Origin of the sequence: Bradyrhizobium sp. IAR9 (assembly GCF_013408065.1) — a bacterium.
Classification (GTDB): Bacteria; Pseudomonadota; Alphaproteobacteria; order Rhizobiales; family Xanthobacteraceae; genus Bradyrhizobium.
In genome coordinates, this window is record NZ_JACBZW010000010.1 from 189,009 (window position 1) to 208,583 (window position 19,575).

Below are 19,575 nucleotides of genomic sequence, written 5' to 3' on the forward strand. Positions count from 1 at the left end.
TCTACACGCCGTTCGCAAGCTCGCTCGTGAGGTCGGCAAGCGCCTCTCGCTTGCCGATCTGTGCCATCCAGCACCAGAGCTCCAGCGTGCAGTACAGCCGATAGAGACCGAGCGTCTCCTGCCAGTCGGGGCGCCCCATCTGACCACAGCCGGCGAGCAATCCGTCGCGCTTTGGCGCATCCTTCGGCGTGAAATAGTACAGCGCCTTCGCGATATCCATCAACGGATCGCCCGATGTCGCGTTCTCGAAGTCGACGATGCCCGTCAGGCGTGGTGCGCCCTGCGACGTCACCAACACATTGCCAGCATGGAAATCGTAGTGGCACAGTCGAGGGGTGATTGCTGCCTCGAACAGTTGCTGTCGTGCCGTGACGCTGTCGCGAAGACGCGCGGCTAAAGCTGGATCGCCGCCGCGTGTGAGAAACTCCCTGAGCTTTCGGTCGAACTGCGCCGACATGTAGGCTTGGTTGCTCGGATGGGCCGTCCAGACCCCGTTGGGGCCGATATAGCCGAAGCTGTCGAGCATGACGTCGTTGATTCGGCGCAGCGTCGCGCCCATCTCGGCGTAGATCGCAAACAGCTCGGTCTCCGACAGCGTTGCCGCGCGTCGGCCAAGCACGACGCCCTCCAACTTGGTCATGAGCACATAGTTCAGCTCGATTACCGATCGCGTGTCATCGGCGAGCAGGATTTTTGGAATGGCCGGGCCAAGGTTTCGCAGGAGACCCAGCACGTAGACCTCCTTCGCCATCTTCCACTGCAGCGATTCCGGATAGACCTTGAGGATGCAGGGGCGCGCATCCGCCAGCGCGATCTCGAGCACGGTGCTGATCTCCCCGCCATGTAGCTCTGTGATGCCGAGCAGCGATGCCTGCGGGTATATCCGGCGGATGATCGCTTGCACCTGATCGGCCGAGACCGGCAGGCGTGGCTTCAGCTTCAAGGAAGGAGCGTCACTGGTTGTCATGGCTTCAAGGTCAGGCTTGTATCCTGGATGGAGCGAAGCGAAATCCGGGTTCTCGCAAGGCTCAAAAGTCCCGGATTGCGCTGCGCTCCATCCGGGCTACGCGCCATGCCCTAAATCTCCAGCTCCGTGCCGAACTCTACCACCTGCTTGGTCGGCACGCCGAAGAACGCGGCCGATCGTTCGGCGTTGCGCTGGAGGAAGGCGAACACGCCTTCGCGCCAGACCCACATGCCGGGAATGTCCTCGCTGGGAATGATGGTCTCGCGGCCGACGTAATAGGTGATGTCGGAGAGGTCGATGCCGGGCAGCTTGCTCTGGCGGCAGACGAGATTCAGGCCTTCATAGATCGTCGGGTTCTGCATGAAGCCGTAATGCAGGATCACGCGGGTGATGCCGGGAATGATGTCGATCACCTCGGCGCGTTCCTCGTCCGCGATGTGCGGAAGCTCCTCGATCAGCACTGTGACCAGCAGCACGCGCTCGTGCAGCACGCGGTTGTGCCTGACGAACTGGGTGAGCGCGAGCGGCACGCCGCGCGGTGCGGAGGCCAGGAACACGGCGGTCCCGGGCAGTCTTGCGCTGCACTTGTTCACGGCGGTCTCGATCAGGTCTTCCTCGGGCTGCCGGAGCCGGCCCCTCGCGGCCCCGACCAGCTTCACGCCGGCGCGCCAGGTCAGCATCAGGAAGGCGACGAGGCCGGCGAGCAGCAGCGGAAACCAGCCGCCTTCGAACAGTTTGATCGAGTTGGCCGAGAAGAAGATCACGTCGATGACGAAGAAGGCGCCGTTCACGGCCACCACGAGCCAGGGCGAATAGCCCCACTGGATCGCGACCAGCGCGGCGAGCAGCGTCGTGATCGCCATCAGCAGCGACACCGCGATGCCGTAGGCGCCGGCAAGCGCGTCCGACGTGCCGAAGCTCAGGACTGCCCCGAGCGTCGCAGCTGCAAGCAGCCAGTTCACCAGCGGCACGTAGATCTGGCCGATCGCGTGGCTCGTGGTGTGACGGATCAGCATGCGCGGCAGGAAGCCGAGCTGGATCGACTGCTGGGTCAGCGAGAACACGCCGGAGATAATCGCCTGCGAGGCGATCACGGTCGCGACCGTCGAGAATGCGACCAGCAGATAGTGCAGGGAGTCGGGGCAGAGCTGGAAGAACGGATTTTCGATCATCGTGGGATCGGTGATCAGGAGAGCAGCCTGGCCGAAATAATTCAGCACCAGCGCGGGCAGGCAGATGGCGAACCAGGCGAGGCGGATCGGCAGGCGGCCGAAATGTCCCATGTCGGCATACATGGCCTCGCCGCCGGTCACCGCGAGAAAGGCCGCGCCGAGAATTCCGAACGAGATGTGGAAATCCTGGTGGATCAGGAAGTCGAAGGCATAGAGCGGGCTGAGCGCCACCAGCACCGCCGGCGCCTTGACGATGCCGTGGATGCCGAGCGCCGCGAGCACGACGAACCAGGCCAGCATCACAGGCCCGAAGATGCGGCCGATGAAGCCGGTGCCCTGCTTCTGCATCATGAACAGGCCGATCAGGATGGCGACGGTCACGGGCACCACGGCCGGCGCAAGCGAGGGGGCGTCGACCTTGAGGCCCTCGATGGCTGAGAGCACCGAGATGGCCGGCGTGATCGCGCCGTCGCCATAGAGCAGCGCAGCGCCGACGAGCCCGACCACCAGGAGATGGGCGCGCCATGTGCCTGGCTGGGCGTGGCGGGCATGGAGCAGCGCCAGCAGCGCGACGATGCCGCCTTCGCCCCGATTGTCCGCGCGCAGGATCAACAGCGCATATTTCAGGGAGATGATCAGCAGCAGGGCCCAGAGGATCAGCGAGGCAATCCCCAGGACAGCATCGTGACTGAGTGTGCCGCCATGGGCAGCCGCCTTGGCGGCTTCCTTCAGGGCATAGAGCGGGCTGGTACCGATATCGCCATAGACCACCCCGAGGGCGCCCATGGTCATGGCAAGCGGTAGCGGATCAGGATGGTGGCCGGAAACGACAGCGGGCGTACTGGGCAACGGCGACCCCCCGATAGGATCGCGCCCGACGGGCCATTCCGGCGGGCGCGAGCAACGCAGTCTGCGACGAGACGTCGCAAAACTCCATCGGGATTATGTGACGTGAAGCTGACAGGCCTACGGGGTGCGGTTGGCGGTTACGAGGCGAGCCTCGCGGACATTCGCCTTGGTGCCGGCCTTGCGCAGGCAGGAGGCCTCGAAATTCGGCCAGGCCTGCTGCGAGCAGTCCTTGCCGATGGCGCGGATATCGAGCCGGTCGCTCTTGGCCAGCGGCTGCGGCACGCTGGCCTCGACGCTCGGGGCAAAGCCGGGCAGGAGGGTAAGGGCGGCGGCGACACACGCAGACAGAGCGATCGCTGAAAGAGTCTTGATCATTTGACAGTCCCCTGTGATGCGGCCGCCTACGCCCAGTGTGCGGCCCGTCATTCGTTGGCCGGATTAGTAACCATGGCCAGTTTCCGGACGTCTTCGCCGGCACGGGAAATGGTTTCGTATCCGCGCCGCTTTGTTTCGTGGTCGCCCTCAGGACGAAACAAACCGGCCATCGCCGACAGGGCCGGCGGGATATTTCGCCGGAAAATGGCTGGGGAACCGGCCCGGCTTGCCGGGCCGGGCCGGGCGCGGTAGGACGGGGCCATGCCGCGCATTGCCTTCTATCCCGGTTCCTTCGACCCCATCACCAACGGCCATCTGGACGTGGTCCGGCACAGCGTCTCCCTGTGCGACCGGCTCGTGGTTGCGATTGGGGTCCACCCCGGCAAGAAGCCGCTGTTCTCGACCGAGGAGCGGCTGCAGATGCTCCATGACGTCTGCGGGCCGCTGGCCGCCAAGGCCGGCTGCGTGCTCGAAGCTGTGACGTTTGATGATTTGTCGGTGACGGCGGCGCGCAAGCATGGTGCGACGATCATGATTCGGGGCCTGCGTGACGGCAGCGATCTCGACTACGAGATGCAGCTCGCCGGCATGAACGAGGCGATGGCGCCGGAGGTGCATACGGTCTTCCTGCCGGCCTCTCCCATGGTTCGCCCGATCACCGCCACTTTGGTGCGCCAGATCGCCGGCATGGGCGGGGACGTCTCGGCCTTCGTCCCGCCGCAGGTTGCGGCCCAGCTCAAGGCAAAATTCGCCGCATAACGGCGCGCTTCCTTTCTCTCTGATCCGGAGTTGTCATGATCCGAATTCTCGCAGTTCTTGCCGCGCTTCTGTTCGCGGTGCCGGCGGTGGCGCAGCAATTGCCGGCCAATCTCGACAAGGCCAACGCCATCGTCATCGACACCACCAAAGGCCGCATCGTCATCAAGCTGCGCACCGATATCGCGCCCCAGCATGCCGAGCGCATCAAGCAGCTCGCGCGTGAGGGCTACTACAACAACGTGCCGTTCCATCGTGTCATGGACGGCTTCATGGCGCAGACCGGCGACGGCCAGAACTTCAACGGCACCGGCGGATCGAAATATCCGAACCTGAAGCAGGAATTCTCCAAGGTGCATTTCGCCCGCGGCATCGTCGGCATGGCCCGGCGCGGCGACAGCGTCGACAGTGCCAACTCGCAATTCTTCATCATGTTCGCCGACGGCGGCAGCCTCGATAACCAGTACACAGTGATCGGCGAGGTCGTGCAGGGCATGGAGGTCGTCGACAAGCTGAAGAAGGCTCCTCCCGGCTCCCCCGGCGGCGCCGTGACCGATCCCGACAAGATGGTGAAGGTGCAGGTCGCCTCCGACATCAAATAGGAGAAGGCGATGGCACGTTGTGGCGACAGGCTCCTGCTGGTTGCTGCGGTGCTGTTGCTCGGAGTGTCCAGTGCGGCCGCCGAGGATAGGCAGGTCAATACCATCCAGGATATCTTCCGGCACCTGCGCACCTGCTGGAAACCGCCGCCGGCCGCCAAGGCTCGCCCACTCGACATCACCGTCGTCGTGAGCTTTAACCGGTCCGGCGACATTCTGGGCCATCCGAGGATCTCCTATGAATCCGCGGAGGCCTCCGACAATGACCGGCTGCAATACCGGATCGCGGTGATGGAGGCGTTGCAACGCTGCACGCCGATGCCATTTACCGATGCAATGGCCGGCGCCGCCGCGGGGCGACCATTCGCGATCCAGTTCCGCAGCCGCAAAACGCCTGACAAGACTTCACCTCCAACGCAAGAGAGACGAGCATGAGCGCCACCGAAAACACCCTGATCCTCGAGACCACCCAGGGCCCGGTCACCATCGAGATGCGGCCCGACCTCGCGCCCGGTCATGTCGCGCGTATCAAGGAGCTGGTCCGGGAGGGCTTCTACGACGGAATCGTGTTCCACCGCGTGATCGACGGCTTCATGGCGCAGACCGGCTGCCCGCAGGGCACCGGCACCGGCGGCTCAGGCAAGAAGTTGAAGGCCGAGTTCAACAAGGAGCCGCATGTGCGCGGCACCACCTCGATGGCACGCGCCGCCAACCCGGATTCCGGCGACAGCCAGTTCTTCATCTGCTTCGACGACGCCCGCTTCCTCGACAACCAGTACACCGTGTGGGGCAAGGTCACCGAGGGCATGGAGAACGTCGACAAGATCAAGCGCGGCGAGCCGGTGCAGAACCCCGACAAGATCGTCAAGGCGCGGATGGCGGCCGACGCTGAGTAAGCACTTCCCCTCATGGTGAGGAGGCGCGAAGCGCCGTCTACGGACGATGCTTTGCATCGCCGAGCGAATCTTGAAGGCCGAGCTGATGCAGCCGGGCCTTCATCCTCCTCAGGATGAGAAGTGACTGCACGGCGCTGAGCCCGACATGCGCACCGACCTGTTCGATTTCGACCTGCCCGCCGAGCGCATCGCGTTGCGCCCGGCGAGTCCGCGCGACTCCGCGAAGATGCTGGTCGTGGAGAACGGCGCGCTGCGCGACCAGACCATCGCCGATCTCGCACAATGGCTGAAGCCGGGCGACCAGCTCGTCGTCAACGACACCAAGGTGATCGCGGCGCAATTGAAGGGCCGCCGCATCGGCCGCGAGACCGAGCCCAGAATTGAGGCGACGCTGATCAAGCGGCTCGACGGCTCGCGCTGGCAGGCGCTGGTGAAGCCCGCGAAGAAGCTTGTCGCCGGCGACCGCATCCGCTTCGGCAATGAAGGCAAGGTCTGCCTGCTCGGCCATCTCGATGCCGAGGTCGAGGCCAAGGGCCTCGAGGGCGAGGTCACGTTGTCGTTCTCGTTCCACGGCCCGGCGCTGGATCAGGCCATCGCCGATCTCGGCAGTCCGCCGCTGCCGCCCTACATCGCCTCCAAGCGCACGCCCGACGATCAGGATCTCGCCGACTACCAGACCATGTTCGCCGTGAACGAAGGCGCGGTCGCAGCGCCCACCGCGGGCCTGCACTTCACCCCGGCGCTGGAGCAGGCGCTGCGCGCGTGCGGCGTCGGCGTCAACCAGGTCACGCTGCATGTCGGGGCAGGGACGTTTTTGCCGGTGAAGGTGGACGACACCGAAGGCCACAAGATGCATGCGGAGTGGGGCACGATCTCCGCCGAGACGGCGGAGCAGCTCAACGCGGCACGAAAGAACGGCGGCCGTATCATAGCCGTCGGCACCACGTCATTGCGCTTGCTCGAGAGCGCCGCGAGCGAAGACGGCACCATCCAGCCGTTCGCTGCCGAGACCTCGATCTTCATCACCCCCGGCTATCGCTTTCGCGCGGTCGATATCCTGATGACCAATTTCCATTTGCCGAAATCGACGCTGTTCATGCTGGTGTCGGCGTTTTCGGGGCTGGAGACGATGAAGCAGGCCTACGCGCATGCGATTGCGAGCGGGTATCGGTTTTATTCGTATGGCGATGCGTGCTTGCTCTTCAGGTCGCGCGGCTAAAGCGCTGGCGCTGTAGGGTGGGCAAAGCGAAGCGTGCCCACGTCTTTCTTGAATGCGGAGAAGAACGGTGGGCACGGCGCTTGCGCGCCTTTGCCCACCCCACGATACCAGTTGCTAGGACATCGACTACGCCATCACCCGCTGCGGCAGCAGCTCCGCGATCTGAACCGCATTCAGCGCAGCGCCCTTGAGCAGCTGATCCGCCGCCACGAACATCGAGATCGAATGCCCGGAGGGATCGCTGAGGTCCTTGCGGATGCGGCCGACCAGGACGTCGTCCTGGCCCGAGGCGTCGATCGGCATCGGGAAGTAGTTCTTGACGCGGTCGTCGACCACCTTCACGCCGGGCGCCCGGGCCATGATGGCGCGGACCTGGTCCTCGGTGATCTCGTTCTCGCATTCGAAGGTGATGGCCTCGCAATGCGCGCGCAGCACCGGCACGCGCACGCAGGTGACGCCGATCGCGATCCTCTCGTCCTCGAAGATCTTGCGGGTCTCCTTGATGACCTTGGTCTCTTCGTCGTTGTAGCCGGTGTCAGGGTCGACGGCGGTGTTGTGGTTGAAGAGGTTGAAGGCGTAGGGGTGCGGCATCACCTTCGGCGTATAGACCTGCCCGTTGAGATTGGCGCGGGTGGATTCGACCAGCTCCTCCATCGCGGCCGCGCCGGCGCCGGAAGCGGCCTGGTAGGTCGAGATGATGACGCGCTTGATGCGGTTCGTCTGATGGATCGGCCACAGCGGCACCAGCGCGGTGATCGCGGCGCAGTTCGGATTGGCGATGATGCCCTTGTGGTCGCGGATGCGGTTCGCGTTGATCTCGGGGATCACCAGCGGCACGTTCGGATCCATGCGGAAGGCGGAGGAATTGTCGACCACGACCGCGCCGGACTTCACCGCGATCGGCGCAAACTTCTTGGAGATGCTGCCGCCAGCGGAGAACAGGGCGATATCGACGCCTTCGAAGGAGCGCTCGTTGAGCTCCTCGATCACGACCGGCTGGCCGCGGAACGACACTGTCTTGCCGGCCGAGCGGGCACTGGCCAGCGCCTTGAGCTTGCCGACGCGAAAGCCGCGCTTGTCCATGGTGGCGATGAATTCGGCGCCCACTGCACCGGTGACGCCGACAATCGCGACGACGGGATCGTTACTCATTTTGTCCTCCATTGCATTTCGGTTGAGCTGAGATTTAGGCAACAAAAAAGCCCCGGACCAACGAGGGCGGGGCTTGCCGTAGAGCTGATGCGTTTTAGTCGACGACTACGCGCGCACGCCTCCCCGGGCCCCTGAGGCCGTGGTGGTTTTGGTCGTGCGTTTGGTGGTCGTGAACATGGCGGCGACTTATGCGGGAGAGTTTTGCGGTCGTCAATGGCTTTTCACCCCGGTCGATGCCGGGGCCGAACTCCCGTTATTTCGCCCTGGCGCCCGGCGGCTCGAGGGTGACCTCCTTGAGGTCGTCGCCGCTGACGACGACGATCGAAAAGTTGAGCCGGCCGCGTTCGCGCACCAAGCCGCCGCTGATCGCCTTGCCCGAGGCGGCGCGTTCGGCGACGCGGACAGCATCGGCGAGGCGGTGCCTGATCGCACCGAGCGCTGCGAGGTTGTCGCGATCCTCGTGGTCGAGCTCAGTGAGGGGGAGGGCGGCTTCGCCGCCGACGAGCTCGCCGGTCGATGCATTGATGGTATGGCGCCAGATCCGGTCGTTGTGCAGGGTCTTCACCCGATACACCGGCACGCGGGCGGCCCCGTCGAAACTCACATCCGCCGTGGTGGCGCCGGCGTGCCGGGCTTCGGCGATCGACATGGCCTGGCTGATCGAGATCGACGAGCTGCGGAAGCGCTCGATCTCGCGGCTGACGGCTTGGCGGTCGGCCTCGGCATCACCATCTGTGTCGCTGTGAAGGGCGGTCGGCGTACCCGCGGTCACGATCGCTCGCGCAGGCGCGGCGAGGAGCAGCGCGGAGAGGGCGATCGCAAGCAATCGCGAGATATGTCGTTCAGTTGTCTTCATGCTCGAAACCTCTGGCCGGCGAGCGGGCCTGATCATCCGAAAGAAGACGCGGCCGACCTTGGGCATCGGTCGGCCGCGGAGCGTCGTGACGGGCTGTACCCGCCGCGGCGATCGAAGCGATACGGACCTCTTTGGGGCTGGTGAAAAAGCGGTCCGTATCGCCTTATAACTAAACCATACCGTATCGTTTTATTTTGGTCAATGCCGCCGGCCTCACCCCCGTGGGGATAGATCGCGCGCTCACGGAATTGTCAGCGGGAGGGGCGGCGGCGCTGCGTGCTGCCCTTGGTGTCCTGGGCGCGGTCGGCAGGTCCCAGCGCGCCGGCCAGGAACAGCTTGATCGCCGCGCGCATGCGCTTCTCGGCGGCCTTCATCTCGAGGGCCGTTCCGAAGGTCGCCATACGGTGGGTGTGACCGACGACCACGTCGAGAAACACCTCGGCTGCAATGTTGGTGTCCTCGACGTCGAGCGCGCCTTGCGCCACCAGACGGTCGAAGAAGCGCGCCGTGGTGGCGACGGCTTTCATCCAGCCTTCCTCCTTGCCGAGCTTGGCAACGTCGGGGAAGTTGATGGCCTGCGACGTCATCATGCGGCTGAAGGCGACGGCGTCGGGTCCGCAGGTGAATGTCAGCATCTCGCGCCCGATCTCCACCAGGCGCTGCTCGACCGAGATGTCGGAGGCGCTGGAGAGTTGCGTCTCGGCGGCGGCCGACAATGGCGCAAGCCAGCGCGCAATCTCGCGCCTCAGCACGGCGGCAAACAGGCCGCGCTTGTCGCCGTAGCGGGAATAAACGGTGGGCTTGCTGACTCGGGCCGCTTCCGCGACCGCGTCGAGCGAGGTGGCGTCGAAGCCGCGGTCCAGGAACAGGCGGGTGGCGACCTCGATCAGCCGCTGGTCGCGCTCGATGGCGGCGGTCTTCGTCGGCCGGCCGCCGCGGGATTTCGGCACCTCGCGCCGCGGCGCTGCTGGTCTCGTCCTGGTCGCAGTCAATCCCATGCCCAATGATTCCTGCGCGTTTCTGACAGTCGTCATTCGCTCTATATCGCGCAGGAGGGGAGGCGTCATCGCGAATCTGGCCGAATTGGCCGTATCGTCAACGGTTTCGGCAGGGCCTCGTTCCGTCTCGGGAAGCTCACGGCACCGTCGAGCTCCAGGCCTGACCGGCAGCGGCCTTGTCATATCCGTACTGATAGAGCGCCCGCATATAGGCGGTGTCGAACCCTTCCGAAGGCGGCGCCGGATACTCGCGCGCGATGTAGGAGAGGTGGAAGCCGAGACGGTTGCGCTTGGCGAAATCATAGGTCGAGAAGATGATCGAGCGCGTCTGCGACTGGGTGATCGCCGACAGGCTGCGCGAGGCGACATCAATGGTGCCGTTGGAGACCAGCTCGAAATTGCGTTCGATCTTCTTGTTGACGAGGATGTAGATGTCCATCTTCGCGTTGCCGGGCAGACGGTTGCCCTGGAAAAGCAGGGCTTCCGGCAGCGTCAGCAGCGGCGCGGTCACGCCGCCATCGACATGCATCTCCTGAAACTTGCGGCCCTGGCCCTCGGCGTCGATCATGATCGGCGGAAACACAAGGGGGATGCTGGCGGAGGCCGCCATCACGTCGCGAAAAAGTTTGAGCGCCTCGGGCGTGCCGACCGCGGCGATCTTGCCCATGTCCCAGATCGCGGTGCGCTGGGTGTCGAGATCGGTCGTCACCACCAGGAGCTTTCGGCCCTTGGCATTCTCGCGCGCGACTTGCGCCATGATCTCCGGCCCGACATAGCGGGCGACGAGCTCGCGCAGCCTCGTGTTGCCGAACAGGCCGGATCCGAACAGCACGCGCATGATGCTGGGATCGTTCAACAGGGTCTCGGCGATGCCGCTGGTATAGACCTCCTTCAGCGTATCGTCGTATAGCGAGCCCAGAAACGCGAAGGGCGCGATCAGGCCGCCGGTGCTCACGCCCGAGACGACGGAGAAGGTGGGGCGGGTTCTGGCCGCGGTCCAGCCGTTGAGCACGCCGACGCCGTAGGCGCCATCGGCGCCGCCGCCGGAGAGCGCCAGATAGGACTTCGTCGCGGTGCTGGTGTCCTTCTCGAAGCTGAATTTCGTGATGGGCTCGTCGGCGTAGCGCCTGAGGCCATCGATCTCGAGCACGCGCGATGTGCTGGCTTCTGCGGCCGTATAAGGTGTGCGGGGCATCGAGGTGCAGGCGCCGAGCACCAGGCTGCACGCCAGGACCAGAAATCCGGCCAGGCGGCCGCCTGTCTGCCTGATCCAGTCATGCGAGCGGCCGGCGACGTCAGTCGAGCAGGAAGCGAAGGGCATTGTCGGTGGCTGGCGATCACGCATTTACCGCCGCCGGCAAATTCGCCGCGGCATCTCGTCCAGCCCCAAGATAAAACTACACTGTATCGTTTTGTTTAACAAGGGCGGCGGTACGACTTTTTCGCGTCGATTATGTCCCAGTCCGAGGCAGTGACCGGCCACTGTGTGGGTTGGGCGGGTTGATCGGCTTCCTCCGACACGCAATAAGCACGGCCATGAATCCGGACCATGATCTTCCCAATCACTTTGAATTGCTCGGCACTGATGGCGCCGCGCGGACCGGGCGCCTGACCACGCCTCATGGCGTGGTGCGCACGCCCGCCTTCATGCCGGTCGGCACCGCCGGCGCCATGAAGGGCATGCACTGGCGCGAGGTGCGCGATGCCGGCGCCGACATCGTGCTCGGCAACACCTATCACCTGATGCTGCGTCCAAGCGCCGAGCGGATCGCAGCCCTTGGCGGTTTGCAGAAGTTCACCGGCTGGAACGGGCCGATGCTGACGGATTCCGGCGGCTTCCAGGTGATGTCGCTGTCGGACCTGCGGAAGGTCACCGAGAACGCCGTCACCTTCCGCTCGCATATCGACGGTGCCAAGGTCGAGCTGTCGCCGGAGCGCTCGATCGAGGTGCAGCGCTTGCTCGGCTCCGATATCGCCATGCAGATGGACGAGTGCGTGCGGCTGCCGGCCGAGCGCGCCGACATCGAGCGCGCGATGCAATTGTCGCTGCGCTGGGCCGAGCGAAGCAAGCGCGCCTTCGAGAGCGCGCCCGACGGCTACATGCTGTTCGGCATCGTGCAGGGCGGCGACATCCCGCAGCTTCGCCACGAGAGCGCGCAAGGTCTCGTGGCAATCGGCTTCCACGGCTATGCAATCGGCGGCCTTGCCGTCGGCGAGCCGCAGGCGGTGATGCTGGCGATGATCGACGAGACCGCACCATTGCTGCCGAAAGAGCGCCCGCGCTATCTGATGGGCGTCGGCACGCCCGACGACATCCTCGAAGCCGTCAAGCGCGGCATCGACATGTTCGATTGCGTGATGCCGACGCGCAATGGCCGGCACGGCGTCGCCTTCACCCGCTTCGGCCAGGTGAATTTGCGCAATGCCCGCCACGCCGACGATCCGCGTCCGCTGGATGAGGAGAGCTCATGGCCGTCGGCGCGCAACTGCGCGCGCGCCTATCTGCATCATCTCGTCAAGGCGGGCGAGACGCTGGGGGCGATGCTGCTGTCTGAAATCAATATCGCTTACTACCAGTTCCTGATGCAGGGCATCCGGGACGCGATCGCACACGGAAAATTCGATGAGTTCTATCAGCGTACGCGCGCGGACTGGGCGAGGGGCGATATCGCCCCGCGCTAGATCAACGGCCCAAGCTCAGTTGCACACGATCCGCTGCTTGACGGCGTGCTTGGTGACAAAGCCATAGCCGCAATTGTCGCAGGTCCAGAGATAGCTGATGAAATGGTCCGACACATACGCAGATGCTTCGGCGGCGACCATGGAGTCGGCGCACACGGGACAGGTCGGCAACTCGCTGCAACGCGGATCACGCCTTAGCGCTACGGTCGGCATCACTTCAGCAACTGCTGACATCGTGTGACCTCCCTGCTTTGAGACCTAAGTCTAACATAAGCAGAATCAGTTGACGAGGTCGCAACACAAATGCGTTGGTTTTCTGCTAATTGAAGCTCACGCGATTTTGCGATGCAGCGTATTTAACATGTGCCGCATTCTCGCTTGCGTGTCGTCGCAGGCTATCCGTAACTGCGCATGAGCTGCGTAAGAAGCGCAGGTGTCGTCACAGGGAGTTCATCATGGACGCATCGTCCACCACGGGTGCAGCGCACCAACCCGGCCGCGGCCGGATCTATGACTCGATCGTCGACGCCTTCGGCAATACGCCGACCGTGCGCTTGCGCCGGCTGCCCGGCATGCACGATGTGAATGCCACGATTTTGGCAAAACTTGAATATTTCAATCCGGCCGCGAGCGTGAAGGACCGCATCGGCGCGGCCATGATCATCGCGATGGAGAAGGCGGGAATCGTCAAGCCTGACACCGTGCTGATCGAGCCGACCTCCGGCAATACCGGCATCGCGCTCGCCTTCGTGGCGGCTTCACGCGGCTACCGCCTTAAGCTGGTGATGCCGGAATCGATGTCGATCGAGCGGCGCAAGATGCTGGCTTTTCTCGGTGCCGAGCTGGTGCTGACGCCGGCGGCGCAGGGCATGAAAGGCGCGATAGCCGCCGCCGAGGAGCTGTTGAAGACGACGCCGAACTCGGTGATGCCGCAGCAGTTCAAGAACCTCGCCAATCCCGAGGTGCACCGCCGCACCACCGCAGAGGAGATCTGGAACGACACCGGCGGCAATATCGATTTCTTCGTGGCCGGGGTTGGCACCGGCGGCACGATCACCGGCGTCGGCCAGGTGCTCAAGCCGCGCAAGGCCTCACTTCGCGTCGTCGCGGTCGAGCCGGAGGAAAGCCCGGTGCTGTCAGGCGGACAGCATACGCCGCACAAGATCCAGGGCATCGGCGCCGGCTTCGTTCCCGACATCCTCGACCGCGCCGTGATCGACGAGATCGTGAAGATCAACTCGACGACGACGATCGAGACCTCGCGCGCGCTGGCGCGGCATGAGGGCATTCCAGGCGGCATCTCCTCGGGCGCGGCGATCGCTGCGGCGATCCAGATCGGCAAGCGGCCGGAAGCGGCGGGAAAGACCATCCTGGCGATCGTGCCGTCCTTCTCGGAACGGTATCTTTCGACAGCGCTGTTTGAGGGAATCTAGGACATGGCGGATCAACCCCCGAGGCGGCCGCGCACACTCGGCGATGCCAGGACCGAGGCCGAGGCGGCATTCAAGAAGGTGACAGCCAAGGTCGCCGCGGCGCCGCCGAAGCCGAACGTGGCGCCGGGGATCAGGGAGCAGGTGACGCTGCGCATCGATCAGGACGTGCTGGAGTTTTTCCAGGAGGGCGGACCGGGTTGGCAGGACCGCATCAACGAGGCGTTGCGCAAGGCCGCGGGGAAGTAGCCAACCTCGCAATGGAGAGCATGCGGCAGCGCCGTCGCAGCAAAGAAAAAGGCCCGGCGTGAGCCGGGCCTTTGTGTTTTCAATCTCACCGCATCTCAGCGGCGGAACATGCCGCCCATCATGCCACCGACGACGCCACCCACGAACGCCGCGCCGGCGGCATCGCCGGGATTGCTGCGCTGGGGAGCCGGTGCCGGTGCCGGTGCGCTGCTGCCTGCGGGCGCGGCAGCACGGCGGGCCGCCTTCTGGCTGGTGTCGCTCGCCGTCGGCGGGGCGGCCTGGACCTCCGAGATCAGGGCCTTGTGCTGGTGCTTGTTGAGGTAACCCGATGAGGGATAGCCGCGCGCGGCCTGCCAGCGCTTGAGCACGGTCCGGGTCTCATCGCTGAACACGCCGGTCTGCTTGGTGTCGAAGCCGAGCCCGGTGAGGCGACGCTGCACGTCGCGGCGCTGGGTCTTGTCGAGGCCGATCTGATCCTCGGTGAGCTGGGTGGCCTCGTCGGTGAAGGTCGCGGGATCGACGCCGGCGTTGAGGGTGCGTGTCGCGGTCGACGGGCCGCTCTTGATGGCCGCGAGGCGTGCCAGCGCCAGCGCCTTGAACTGACCGTTCGGATAGGCTGAGAGATAGGCGTTGAGCTCTTCCGGCTTGTTGGACTCTTTCACCGAGCGCCAATATTCGAGCTCGACGCCGTCCGAGCTGCCGCTCGCCGCCGGCACGATGCCAGACGCGGTCGGCGCCGCGTTGGCGACCTGGGTTGTCGGAGCCTGGTTGAGATAGACCGAGCCGGTCAAGTTGGTGTGGCCCCAGGGCAGCTGACCCTTGCGGGTCTCTTCATTGACCTGGGCGCGCACCGACGTCATCGCCTGCTGGATCTCGATGCCGGGCTTGGTGATGTTGTCGATCAGCGCACGGGTGAAAGGGCTGTTGTTGCCCTCCTGACCGTCGAGCGCGGTCTGGCCAGGGCCGGTGGCGAACGCGATGAGGGTGCCTTCGCCGGATTTCATCTCGGCAAGACCGCTCTGCACGTTGACGCTGCGCGTCGCGGAGTTCGACTTGATCTTGGCGGCGAACGGATTGTCGCGGCAGGCATCCAGGAAGACGAGCTTGACCTTGGCATCGCCCATGGTCTGCTCGAGCGTCAGATCGATGTTGATGGCGGCGCCCAGCTTGACGTCCATCTCCGACTTGATGTCGGCGTCGACCGGCAGCAGGTAATTGGTGCCGCTGACGGCGATGCCGTGGCCGGCATAATAGAACAGCGCGATGTCGGAGCCCTGCGCTTTGCGGCCGAAGTCGAGCAGCTTCTCCGTCATCTGGTCGCGGCTGAGATTGGAGCCTTCGATCACCTCGAAGCCGACATTGCGCAGCGTCGCCGCCATCGCCTTGGCATCGATCGGCGGGTTCGGCAATTGTGCGACGTTCTTGTAGGAGCCGTTGCCGACGACGAAGGCGACACGACGGTCGGCCTTCGCGGCACTGACCGACAGTGCCACGCACATGAGCGAAGCGAGGAGGGTGAGATAGCGCATTCTGAAATCCCCAGAATCGAATTGCAGGCAGCAACGAATTGGCAACGAACCTACACGAAGTGCCCGACTTCGCGCCACCGAAACGGCGGTCCGTTGCGTGCAACCCGCTGCTGTGTGGCCGAATGTGCACGACGGGAATGATTCCCAACGTGATCCAAATCACACGGCCACTTTGTTTTGTCGCGCGAGGCAGCGCGAGGTTCACGGCGCGCGGGCGGGAACCGCTGAGGCCGGCTTCAAATTCAGCAGATTGCCACACAGGATCAGCACAGCGCCGAGCACGGTCCAGGCGTCGAGCCGCTCGGAATACAGCAGCCAGCCGGCCGTCGCAGTCAGTGGAACCCGGAGGAAGTCCATGGGAACCACGATCGTCGCGTCGGCATGTCGGAGCGCGCTGGCAAGGCAATAGTGCGAGAAAGTGCCGCAGACGCCGATGACGAACAGCCATCCCCAAAGATAGGCTGACGGCCAGGTCCAGACGGCGAACGTCGGCAGCAGGCCCACGACCATCTGCACGATGATCATCCAGAACAGGATCGACAAGGCGCTCTCGGTCCGAGTCAGCGACTTCGCCAGGATCATCGAGACGCTGAAGCCGATTGCAGCCCCGAGCGCGATCAGTTGGCCCGGATTGATCTCGCTGGTGGCGGGTCGCACGATCATGACGACGCCGACGATGCCGAGCACGACGGCGGCGATCTTCCAAATCGTCATGCGTTCAGACAGGAACGTTGCGGCCAACACCGCAGTCCAGATCGGCATGGTGAACTCGATCGCCACCACCTGCCCGATTCCGATCAGCGTCAGTGCGTAGAACCAGCCGAGCTGCGCGAAATAATGGACCCCATTGCGTGCAAGGTGCTGCGGCAGGCGTTTGGTCGCGACCGCCTTGAAGCCGCCGGCGCGGTAGATGAGCGGCAGGAGCAGCGTGAGACCGATCACCGAACGCACTTCCATAATCTGGAAGACGTTGAGCTCCCGCGTGGTCTCGCGCCCGGCAACCGCCATGACCAGCATCAGCGACAGCCAGCCGGCCATCCACAATGCAGCCATCGTTTTGGACGGTGTCGCGCTCATTGAGGCAGGGTGCTGGTGGATGGAATGTGAAAGGACGGCCGGTATCGACGACATCGCCGCCGTTTGCAACGGCCAAATCTGCGGATGCAGCGATGCACCGCAACGTGCTAAGGCATCAACGAACAACGACAAAAAATGGGAGAACTCAGCTCATGCAGATCCTGCAGCCGGCCGAATGGAAAAAACCGCGCGGCTTCTCTCACGGCATTGTGGCGGAAGGCCCTGGCCGCTGGGTGGTTTTGGCCGGCCAGACCGGCGGCGACGAGGCCGGCAATTACGCGCCCGACATGGCCGCGCAGGTCGCAGCCGCGCTGAAGCGGATCATCAAGCTTCTGGCCGAGGCCGGCGCCGGCCCCGAGCACATCGTCCGCCTGACCTGGTACCTGACCAGCCGCAGCGAATATGAAGCAGCCGGTGCCGGCATCGGCGCCGCCTGGAAGGAAACGCTCGGACGCAATTTCCCGCCTTCGACGCTGCTCTATATCGGTGGCCTCGTGGACGAGCGGGCCAAGGTCGAGATCGAGGTCACGGCGTTCGTGCCCGGCGCATAAAAAAGTCGACCCGGCGCGCTCGCCGGATCGACTGCCGTGTCGCTTTACTGTCTTACTTCGACAGCGAGATGTTGGCGCCGCGGAATTGGCTATCCGCGCGGATCGAGACGTTCTGCTTGTTGCCGGACGTCTTCAGCGAGAGGTTGGCATTGAAACCGGCGGCCGAGGCGACCAGCTCGTAGTTTCCGCCGGCACCGCGGCCCTGAAGCGAGCCAGAGATGTTGCGGCTGGCCTCTGACCAGCTGCCGGCGATCGCGCCGCCTTCAGCCTTGACGTTGGCTCCGAGGTTGAACTTGTAGGCGTCGCTGGCGCAGGTCAGCGACATCTCCATGGTCGGTCCGATCGGGGCGTATCTGGCCCGGCAGCGGATCCGCTCGGTCGAGCCGTCGTCCAGGGTGACGACGCCGCCGCCGCTCCAGGTACCCGCCAGCGGGGCGAAGGGGCCCGACTGGGCCATGCTTTCGGTGTTGGCGATCCCTGCCGCAAACAAAACGGCGGCCGCAATCAGCAGCCGCCGGTTCCGGGCGCGAGCCTCAATTGGTTTATTGGCGCGATGCTTCCCACCGCCCGCTGCACGGTATGCCTGCAGATGCTCCATTCCACTTCCCCGATCCGGCGTTGCCGCTGAGTTGACCGTTGGCATATGCACCATTGATCGAAACTTTCACAAGTCCCCCGCTGCCGATGGTGCCGGAAACGTTAGCGCCGGGCGCGGTGATCCGGCCGTCGGCAACCGTCAGCATGGAGCTTGCGGTCGGCTCGCAGGTGCCGCTCTTGGTGACGATGATGACCTGCCAGTTGCCGTCATAGGGGCTCTGGGCGAGGGCGGGAGCGGCGAGGGTGCCGGTCAAAACTGCAGCGGCACAGAACGCCGCGATGCGACCAAAACGCATGAATTCCGTCCTTGAATTTGTCTGATATGCTGACGCTTATTCGGACGAAATGTGACGGAAATTTGTTGCGATGCCAAATCGAAAATTGTTCCTGTGGAAACAATGGTTTATTTGCGATCCCGGCTCCAATTTTCGAAGCGGAATCAAGGCCCCTTCACGTTAAGGGTAAACGTCAGGAGAGACTCGGTGCAGAGGTCGCGAACTGCTCGTCCTGAGTCTTGGACGGCAGCGCCTTGTGGACCTTGGCATAATCGATCACGTCGGCGAGCAATTTGAGGCCGAGCGGAGCGAGCGCGCGCTCCCAGAGCTCGCGGGCGGTCTCGCCCTTCTTGACGAAGCACCAATCCTGGGCGGCGATGGCGCCAGCGTCCATGCGGTCGGCGAGATGATAGATCGTGCCGCCGGCAATCGGATCGCCTTCCTTGATGGTCCATTCCACGGCGGCCTTGCCGCGATGGCGTGGCAGCAGCGAGGGGTGGTAGCCGATCCCGCCGAACTTGGCGGCGGCGAGCGCGTCCTTGCCGATCCGGGCGTGGCTGTGCGCCGTGATGATCAGGTCGGTACCGGGGGCAATCTCGGAGGCCACCACCAGCTTCGGATTGGCTTGGACCGCGACCTCGATGCCGGCCGCCTTGGCGGCCGCGGCCAGCCGATCCTCGGCATCGGCGACGACGACCCGGACGACCGAGACGCCGTGCTCCCGGAGCATGTTCAGGGTGGTCACGCCGAAATGGCGGGAGCCGACGAGGGTAATGCGCATGGGTGTCCGATCCGGTCTCGCAACTGCGTCATCCTCCCGATAACACGTCCGGACGCCCTGTCACCCCCCGCGCGGCGTTTGCGCCGGTTATCAACAATGTGCCGGCGGGGCGCGACGGATTTCGCGATTGCGCAGGCGACCGTTCCGGTGCTCCATAGCTGCATTGCACGGCTCGGGAGCGAGTGCATGCGAGGCGCCTGGCTTTTCCTTTTCGCGATGCTGATCGTAGCCCCTCCGGCCCATGCCGGCGGGCCGTACCCTGCTGTGCCGCCGGAGACCGGAGTCGCGCCGTTCGTGGGGCCGACCTGGGACGCCTATCGTTGCGCCGGAGGGCCTGTCACCAATTTCTATCACGGTGCCTATTACGGTGAGGAGCCGCCGGCGCTCTATCGCGGCTACGCTTACCGGCCGCACTATCGCTACGGCGCCTATCGCAGATATCCGCGCACCTATTTCTGCGTCACGGACTAAAGCGTGATCCGGAGAACCGCTGCGCACTTTTCCGGAGCATGTTTTGGCGTTGCCGCACGGCCACGACGGGCCTGCATGCAGGCAATAAAACCGG

Annotated in this window: 24 protein-coding genes; 10 read left to right on the forward strand and 14 right to left on the reverse strand. The window is 64.4% G+C overall.

What is annotated here, in order from left to right:
* Position 1: 1 nt before the first annotated feature.
* From GGD67_RS25360 to GGD67_RS25375, 4 genes are all read right to left on the reverse strand, one after another.
* Entirely contained in the window at positions 2-967 is a 966-nt protein-coding gene (locus GGD67_RS25360; protein WP_179736617.1) for a phosphotransferase family protein, read from the reverse strand.
* Between the two features lie 110 nt (positions 968-1,077).
* Positions 1,078-2,931, reverse strand: coding sequence for a potassium transporter Kup (locus GGD67_RS25365; RefSeq protein WP_179736794.1), 1,854 nt, complete (start codon positions 2,929-2,931; stop codon positions 1,078-1,080).
* Between the two features lie 174 nt (positions 2,932-3,105).
* Complete coding sequence (locus tag GGD67_RS25370; protein ID WP_092257914.1) at positions 3,106-3,363, reverse strand: hypothetical protein; 258 nt, start codon at positions 3,361-3,363, stop codon at positions 3,106-3,108.
* Positions 3,364-3,410: 47 nt separating this feature from the next.
* Entirely contained in the window at positions 3,411-3,635 is a 225-nt protein-coding gene (locus GGD67_RS25375; protein ID WP_179736619.1) for a hypothetical protein, read from the reverse strand.
* Here GGD67_RS25375 and coaD point away from each other — a divergent pair.
* From coaD to queA, 5 genes are all read left to right on the forward strand, one after another.
* The gene (coaD, locus tag GGD67_RS25380) at positions 3,625-4,122 is read left to right on the forward strand and encodes a pantetheine-phosphate adenylyltransferase (RefSeq protein WP_018317918.1); all 498 of its coding nucleotides are present in this window, start codon (positions 3,625-3,627) and stop codon (positions 4,120-4,122) included. The two genes, GGD67_RS25375 and coaD, sit on opposite strands and share 11 nt — an antisense overlap.
* Before the next feature lie 35 nt (positions 4,123-4,157).
* Positions 4,158-4,721 (forward strand): peptidylprolyl isomerase, encoded by a 564-nt coding sequence (locus GGD67_RS25385; protein ID WP_018317919.1) that lies wholly within the window; start codon positions 4,158-4,160, stop codon positions 4,719-4,721.
* A 9-nt stretch (positions 4,722-4,730) separates the two neighbouring features.
* Positions 4,731-5,153: a hypothetical protein gene (locus tag GGD67_RS25390; protein WP_018317920.1), complete on the forward strand. Its 423-nt coding sequence runs from the start codon at positions 4,731-4,733 to the stop codon at positions 5,151-5,153.
* The gene (locus GGD67_RS25395) at positions 5,150-5,614 is read left to right on the forward strand and encodes a peptidylprolyl isomerase (RefSeq protein ID WP_018317921.1); all 465 of its coding nucleotides are present in this window, start codon (positions 5,150-5,152) and stop codon (positions 5,612-5,614) included. The genes GGD67_RS25390 and GGD67_RS25395 overlap by 4 nt, the downstream gene beginning before the upstream one ends.
* Before the next feature lie 145 nt (positions 5,615-5,759).
* Positions 5,760-6,833, forward strand: coding sequence for a tRNA preQ1(34) S-adenosylmethionine ribosyltransferase-isomerase QueA (gene queA / locus GGD67_RS25400; RefSeq protein ID WP_179736621.1), 1,074 nt, complete (start codon positions 5,760-5,762; stop codon positions 6,831-6,833).
* Positions 6,834-6,959: 126 nt separating this feature from the next.
* Here queA and GGD67_RS25405 read toward each other — a convergent pair whose 3' ends face one another.
* From GGD67_RS25405 to GGD67_RS25420, 4 genes are all read right to left on the reverse strand, one after another.
* Positions 6,960-7,997: an aspartate-semialdehyde dehydrogenase gene (locus tag GGD67_RS25405; RefSeq protein ID WP_179736623.1), complete on the reverse strand. Its 1,038-nt coding sequence runs from the start codon at positions 7,995-7,997 to the stop codon at positions 6,960-6,962.
* A 241-nt stretch (positions 7,998-8,238) separates the two neighbouring features.
* On the reverse strand, positions 8,239-8,841 hold the full coding sequence (locus tag GGD67_RS25410; RefSeq protein WP_179736625.1) for a PepSY domain-containing protein: 603 nt from the start codon (positions 8,839-8,841) through the stop codon (positions 8,239-8,241).
* Positions 8,842-9,092: 251 nt separating this feature from the next.
* A complete protein-coding gene (locus tag GGD67_RS25415) occupies positions 9,093-9,839 on the reverse strand; it encodes a TetR/AcrR family transcriptional regulator (protein WP_179736627.1) in 747 nt (248 codons plus the stop codon).
* A 136-nt stretch (positions 9,840-9,975) separates the two neighbouring features.
* Positions 9,976-11,160 (reverse strand): patatin-like phospholipase family protein, encoded by a 1,185-nt coding sequence (locus tag GGD67_RS25420; RefSeq protein ID WP_409411369.1) that lies wholly within the window; start codon positions 11,158-11,160, stop codon positions 9,976-9,978.
* Positions 11,161-11,375: 215 nt separating this feature from the next.
* On the opposite strand from GGD67_RS25420, the gene tgt reads away from it, so the two are divergent.
* Positions 11,376-12,521: a tRNA guanosine(34) transglycosylase Tgt gene (gene tgt, locus GGD67_RS25425; RefSeq protein ID WP_179736631.1), complete on the forward strand. Its 1,146-nt coding sequence runs from the start codon at positions 11,376-11,378 to the stop codon at positions 12,519-12,521.
* Between the two features lie 15 nt (positions 12,522-12,536).
* On the opposite strand, the gene GGD67_RS25430 is transcribed toward tgt, so the two are convergent.
* Positions 12,537-12,755, reverse strand: a complete 219-nt coding sequence (locus GGD67_RS25430) for a hypothetical protein (protein WP_018317928.1) — start codon at positions 12,753-12,755, stop codon at positions 12,537-12,539.
* Between the two features lie 221 nt (positions 12,756-12,976).
* Between GGD67_RS25430 and cysK the strand changes: the two genes are divergently transcribed.
* The gene (cysK, locus tag GGD67_RS25435; protein ID WP_179736632.1) at positions 12,977-13,954 is read left to right on the forward strand and encodes a cysteine synthase A; all 978 of its coding nucleotides are present in this window, start codon (positions 12,977-12,979) and stop codon (positions 13,952-13,954) included.
* Between the two features lie 3 nt (positions 13,955-13,957).
* The gene (locus GGD67_RS25440) at positions 13,958-14,200 is read left to right on the forward strand and encodes a BrnA antitoxin family protein (protein WP_092257940.1); all 243 of its coding nucleotides are present in this window, start codon (positions 13,958-13,960) and stop codon (positions 14,198-14,200) included.
* Positions 14,201-14,295: 95 nt separating this feature from the next.
* On the opposite strand, the gene GGD67_RS25445 is transcribed toward GGD67_RS25440, so the two are convergent.
* Both GGD67_RS25445 and GGD67_RS25450 read right to left on the reverse strand, forming a co-directional pair.
* Complete coding sequence (locus GGD67_RS25445) at positions 14,296-15,729, reverse strand: caspase family protein (RefSeq protein WP_179736634.1); 1,434 nt, start codon at positions 15,727-15,729, stop codon at positions 14,296-14,298.
* 201 nt (positions 15,730-15,930) lie between these two features.
* Complete coding sequence (locus GGD67_RS25450) at positions 15,931-16,806, reverse strand: DMT family transporter (RefSeq protein ID WP_179736636.1); 876 nt, start codon at positions 16,804-16,806, stop codon at positions 15,931-15,933.
* Positions 16,807-16,958: 152 nt separating this feature from the next.
* On the opposite strand from GGD67_RS25450, the gene GGD67_RS25455 reads away from it, so the two are divergent.
* On the forward strand, positions 16,959-17,357 hold the full coding sequence (locus GGD67_RS25455) for a RidA family protein (protein ID WP_179736639.1): 399 nt from the start codon (positions 16,959-16,961) through the stop codon (positions 17,355-17,357).
* Between the two features lie 52 nt (positions 17,358-17,409).
* Here GGD67_RS25455 and GGD67_RS25460 read toward each other — a convergent pair whose 3' ends face one another.
* From GGD67_RS25460 to GGD67_RS25470, 3 genes are all read right to left on the reverse strand, one after another.
* Positions 17,410-17,955, reverse strand: coding sequence for a hypothetical protein (locus tag GGD67_RS25460; protein WP_177237166.1), 546 nt, complete (start codon positions 17,953-17,955; stop codon positions 17,410-17,412).
* A complete protein-coding gene (locus tag GGD67_RS25465; RefSeq protein WP_026201935.1) occupies positions 17,900-18,250 on the reverse strand; it encodes a hypothetical protein in 351 nt (116 codons plus the stop codon). The genes GGD67_RS25460 and GGD67_RS25465 overlap by 56 nt, the downstream gene beginning before the upstream one ends.
* 172 nt (positions 18,251-18,422) lie before the next feature.
* On the reverse strand, positions 18,423-19,010 hold the full coding sequence (locus GGD67_RS25470) for a formyltransferase family protein (RefSeq protein ID WP_179736641.1): 588 nt from the start codon (positions 19,008-19,010) through the stop codon (positions 18,423-18,425).
* 186 nt (positions 19,011-19,196) lie between these two features.
* Here GGD67_RS25470 and GGD67_RS25475 point away from each other — a divergent pair, with 186 nt between their 5' ends.
* Entirely contained in the window at positions 19,197-19,481 is a 285-nt protein-coding gene (locus GGD67_RS25475) for a hypothetical protein (protein ID WP_179736643.1), read from the forward strand.
* Positions 19,482-19,575 lie beyond the last annotated feature (94 nt).

Bases quoted from the DNA above. Each gene is read 5' to 3' on its own strand.
- GGD67_RS25360 (WP_179736617.1), bottom strand. From the start codon at position 967: ATGACAACCAGTGACGCTCCTTCCTTGAAGCTGAAGCCACGCCTGCCG.
- GGD67_RS25365 (WP_179736794.1), bottom strand. From the start codon at position 2,931: ATGACCATGGGCGCCCTCGGGGTGGTCTATGGCGATATCGGTACCAGC.
- GGD67_RS25370 (WP_092257914.1), bottom strand. From the start codon at position 3,363: ATGATCAAGACTCTTTCAGCGATCGCTCTGTCTGCGTGTGTCGCCGCC.
- coaD (WP_018317918.1), top strand. From the start codon at position 3,625: ATGCCGCGCATTGCCTTCTATCCCGGTTCCTTCGACCCCATCACCAAC.
- GGD67_RS25375 (WP_179736619.1), bottom strand. From the start codon at position 3,635: ATGCGCGGCATGGCCCCGTCCTACCGCGCCCGGCCCGGCCCGGCAAGC.
- GGD67_RS25385 (WP_018317919.1), top strand. From the start codon at position 4,158: ATGATCCGAATTCTCGCAGTTCTTGCCGCGCTTCTGTTCGCGGTGCCG.
- GGD67_RS25390 (WP_018317920.1), top strand. From the start codon at position 4,731: ATGGCACGTTGTGGCGACAGGCTCCTGCTGGTTGCTGCGGTGCTGTTG.
- GGD67_RS25395 (WP_018317921.1), top strand. From the start codon at position 5,150: ATGAGCGCCACCGAAAACACCCTGATCCTCGAGACCACCCAGGGCCCG.
- queA (WP_179736621.1), top strand. From the start codon at position 5,760: ATGCGCACCGACCTGTTCGATTTCGACCTGCCCGCCGAGCGCATCGCG.
- GGD67_RS25405 (WP_179736623.1), bottom strand. From the start codon at position 7,997: ATGGAGGACAAAATGAGTAACGATCCCGTCGTCGCGATTGTCGGCGTC.
- GGD67_RS25410 (WP_179736625.1), bottom strand. From the start codon at position 8,841: ATGAAGACAACTGAACGACATATCTCGCGATTGCTTGCGATCGCCCTC.
- GGD67_RS25415 (WP_179736627.1), bottom strand. From the start codon at position 9,839: ATGGGATTGACTGCGACCAGGACGAGACCAGCAGCGCCGCGGCGCGAG.
- GGD67_RS25420 (WP_409411369.1), bottom strand. From the start codon at position 11,160: ATGCCCTTCGCTTCCTGCTCGACTGACGTCGCCGGCCGCTCGCATGAC.
- tgt (WP_179736631.1), top strand. From the start codon at position 11,376: ATGAATCCGGACCATGATCTTCCCAATCACTTTGAATTGCTCGGCACT.
- GGD67_RS25430 (WP_018317928.1), bottom strand. From the start codon at position 12,755: ATGTCAGCAGTTGCTGAAGTGATGCCGACCGTAGCGCTAAGGCGTGAT.
- cysK (WP_179736632.1), top strand. From the start codon at position 12,977: ATGGACGCATCGTCCACCACGGGTGCAGCGCACCAACCCGGCCGCGGC.
- GGD67_RS25440 (WP_092257940.1), top strand. From the start codon at position 13,958: ATGGCGGATCAACCCCCGAGGCGGCCGCGCACACTCGGCGATGCCAGG.
- GGD67_RS25445 (WP_179736634.1), bottom strand. From the start codon at position 15,729: ATGCGCTATCTCACCCTCCTCGCTTCGCTCATGTGCGTGGCACTGTCG.
- GGD67_RS25450 (WP_179736636.1), bottom strand. From the start codon at position 16,806: ATGAGCGCGACACCGTCCAAAACGATGGCTGCATTGTGGATGGCCGGC.
- GGD67_RS25455 (WP_179736639.1), top strand. From the start codon at position 16,959: ATGCAGATCCTGCAGCCGGCCGAATGGAAAAAACCGCGCGGCTTCTCT.
- GGD67_RS25460 (WP_177237166.1), bottom strand. From the start codon at position 17,955: ATGGAGCATCTGCAGGCATACCGTGCAGCGGGCGGTGGGAAGCATCGC.
- GGD67_RS25465 (WP_026201935.1), bottom strand. From the start codon at position 18,250: ATGCGTTTTGGTCGCATCGCGGCGTTCTGTGCCGCTGCAGTTTTGACC.
- GGD67_RS25470 (WP_179736641.1), bottom strand. From the start codon at position 19,010: ATGCGCATTACCCTCGTCGGCTCCCGCCATTTCGGCGTGACCACCCTG.
- GGD67_RS25475 (WP_179736643.1), top strand. From the start codon at position 19,197: ATGCGAGGCGCCTGGCTTTTCCTTTTCGCGATGCTGATCGTAGCCCCT.